The organism is Kurthia sp. YJT4, from assembly GCF_030219945.1.
Lineage (GTDB): Bacteria > Bacillota > Bacilli > Bacillales_A > Planococcaceae > Kurthia > Kurthia gibsonii.
The window spans coordinates 90,001-92,500 of record NZ_CP126689.1 but is presented as its reverse complement, the minus strand read 5'-3'; the positions used below and the strand labels follow the sequence as shown (position 1 = coordinate 92,500).

Annotated in this window: 9 tRNA genes and 3 rRNA genes (2 of these 12 running past the window's edge); all 12 read right to left on the bottom strand. The window is 49.6% G+C overall.

Annotated elements, in window-relative coordinates:
- A 16S ribosomal RNA gene (locus QN089_RS00485) occupies nucleotides 1-1,123 on the bottom strand; it reaches 424 nt to the left of the window's first position.
- Between the two features lie 123 nt (nucleotides 1,124-1,246).
- Nucleotides 1,247-1,322: transfer RNA gene (locus tag QN089_RS00480), tRNA-Ala, on the bottom strand.
- A gap of 22 nt (nucleotides 1,323-1,344) precedes the next feature.
- Nucleotides 1,345-1,421 (bottom strand) — tRNA-Pro (locus QN089_RS00475).
- Nucleotides 1,422-1,425: 4 nt separating this feature from the next.
- Nucleotides 1,426-1,502, bottom strand: a tRNA-Arg gene (locus tag QN089_RS00470).
- 28 nt (nucleotides 1,503-1,530) lie between these two features.
- Nucleotides 1,531-1,619: transfer RNA gene (locus QN089_RS00465), tRNA-Leu, on the bottom strand.
- A gap of 5 nt (nucleotides 1,620-1,624) precedes the next feature.
- Nucleotides 1,625-1,699 (bottom strand) — tRNA-Gly (locus QN089_RS00460).
- A gap of 50 nt (nucleotides 1,700-1,749) precedes the next feature.
- Nucleotides 1,750-1,834: transfer RNA gene (locus QN089_RS00455), tRNA-Leu, on the bottom strand.
- 16 nt (nucleotides 1,835-1,850) lie between these two features.
- Nucleotides 1,851-1,926, bottom strand: a tRNA-Lys gene (locus tag QN089_RS00450).
- A gap of 4 nt (nucleotides 1,927-1,930) precedes the next feature.
- Nucleotides 1,931-2,006 (bottom strand) — tRNA-Thr (locus tag QN089_RS00445).
- Nucleotides 2,007-2,015: 9 nt separating this feature from the next.
- Nucleotides 2,016-2,091: transfer RNA gene (locus tag QN089_RS00440), tRNA-Val, on the bottom strand.
- 11 nt (nucleotides 2,092-2,102) lie between these two features.
- Nucleotides 2,103-2,218: ribosomal RNA gene (rrf, locus tag QN089_RS00435) — 5S ribosomal RNA — on the bottom strand.
- 132 nt (nucleotides 2,219-2,350) lie between these two features.
- Nucleotides 2,351-2,500: ribosomal RNA gene (locus QN089_RS00430) — 23S ribosomal RNA — on the bottom strand; it runs 2,779 nt beyond the window's last position.

The window sequence follows — 2,500 nt, the reverse complement described above, 5'->3', positions numbered from 1 at the left end:
TAAGGGTTGCGCTCGTTGCGGGACTTAACCCAACATCTCACGACACGAGCTGACGACAACCATGCACCACCTGTCACCAATGTCCCCGAAGGGAAAATCCTATCTCTAGGACGGTCATTGGGATGTCAAGACCTGGTAAGGTTCTTCGCGTTGCTTCGAATTAAACCACATGCTCCACCGCTTGTGCGGGCCCCCGTCAATTCCTTTGAGTTTCAACCTTGCGGTCGTACTCCCCAGGCGGAGTGCTTAATGCGTTAGCTGCAGCACTAAGGGGCGGAAACCCCTAACACTTAGCACTCATCGTTTACGGCGTGGACTACCAGGGTATCTAATCCTGTTTGCTCCCCACGCTTTCGCGCCTCAGTGTCAGTTACAGACCAGACAGTCGCCTTCGCCACTGGTGTTCCTCCAAATCTCTACGCATTTCACCGCTACACTTGGAATTCCACTATCCTCTTCTGCACTCAAGTTCCCCAGTTTCCAATGACCCTCCACGGTTGAGCCGTGGGCTTTCACATCAGACTTAAGAAACCACCTGCGCGCGCTTTACGCCCAATAAATCCGGACAACGCTTGCCACCTACGTATTACCGCGGCTGCTGGCACGTAGTTAGCCGTGGCTTTCTAATAAGGTACCGTCAAGGTACGTTCATTTCCTAACGTACTTGTTCTTCCCTTACAACAGAGTTTTACGATCCGAAAACCTTCATCACTCACGCGGCGTTGCTCCATCAGACTTTCGTCCATTGTGGAAGATTCCCTACTGCTGCCTCCCGTAGGAGTTTGGGCCGTGTCTCAGTCCCAATGTGGCCGATCACCCTCTCAGGTCGGCTATGCATCGTTGCCTTGGTAGGCCGTTACCCCACCAACTAGCTAATGCACCGCGGGCCCATCCTACAGTGACGCCGAAGCGCCTTTCAACTTCAAAACATGTGATTCGAAGGATTATCCGGTATTAGCCCAGGTTTCCCTGAGTTATCCCGATCTGTAGGGCAGGTTGCCCACGTGTTACTCACCCGTCCGCCGCTAAATCAGAGAAGCAAGCTTCTCGTCATTCGCTCGACTTGCATGTATTAGGCACGCCGCCAGCGTTCGTCCTGAGCCAGGATCAAACTCTCCATAAAAGTAGTTTGAAAGCTCATTTGCTTTGCTAGCGTTATCTTTTGATAACAATTGCTTATTCACTTAATGTGATAAGACTTGTTTGTGATTATCTTCTTGCTTGTTTAGTTTTCAAGGTTCATGTTTGGTGGAGCCTAGCGGGATCGAACCGCTGACCTCCTGCGTGCAAGGCAGGCGCTCTCCCAGCTGAGCTAAGGCCCCAATATAATGGGTATGTTGTTAATGGTCGGAATGACAGGATTCGAACCTGCGACCCCTTGGTCCCAAACCAAGTGCTCTACCAAGCTGAGCTACATTCCGGAAATGGTGCGCCCGGCAGAAGTCGAATCCACAACCTTCTGATCCGTAGTCAGACGCTCTATCCAATTGAGCTACGGGCGCAAAAATAAGTATATACGATTTTTAAAAATGGTGCCGAGGGCCGGAATCGAACCGGCACGGTGATCACTCACCGCAGGATTTTAAGTCCTGTGCGTCTGCCAGTTCCGCCACCCCGGCATATTTGGAGCGGAAGACGAGGTTCGAACTCGCGACCCCCACCTTGGCAAGGTGGTGTTCTACCACTGAACTACTTCCGCAATATGCTTAGATATTTTTTATCTGACAGTTATGAAATTATAAGAAACTATGGTGCGGGTGAAGGGAGTCGAACCCCCACGCCTTGCGGCGCTAGATCCTAAGTCTAGTGCGTCTGCCAATTCCGCCACACCCGCATAGTAAATATTAAAGTGGTGAGTCATGCAGGATTCGAACCTGCGACCCTCTGATTAAAAGTCAGATGCTCTACCAACTGAGCTAATGACTCAAAATGGTGCCGGCGAAAGGAGTCGAACCCTCGACCTACTGATTACAAGTCAGTTGCTCTACCAACTGAGCTACACCGGCATATTTTGATGGTGGAGGATGACGGGATCGAACCGCCGACCCCCTGCTTGTAAGGCAGGTGCTCTCCCAGCTGAGCTAATCCTCCATTATATAACAGCCCGGCAGCGTCCTACTCTCACAGGGGGAAACCCCCAACTACCATCGGCGCTAAAGAGCTTGACTTCCGTGTTCGGCATGGGAACGGGTATGACCTCTTTGCTATCGCCACCAGACTATTTTCTTAAGATTTCTCTTAAGGACAAGAATTATTATATCAGTTTAACGAATGAATGTCAATCGTTTTTCTAAAATAATTTTTATTCTTTCAAAACTGGATAAACGGTTCATTGAAACACACAATTGTTTTGGTTAAGTCCTCGATCGATTAGTATTCGTCAGCTCCATATGTCACCATACTTCCACCTCGAACCTATCTACCTTGTCGTCTTCAAGGGATCTTACTTACTTGCGTAATGGGAAATCTCATCTTGAGGGGGCTTCATGCTTAGATGCTT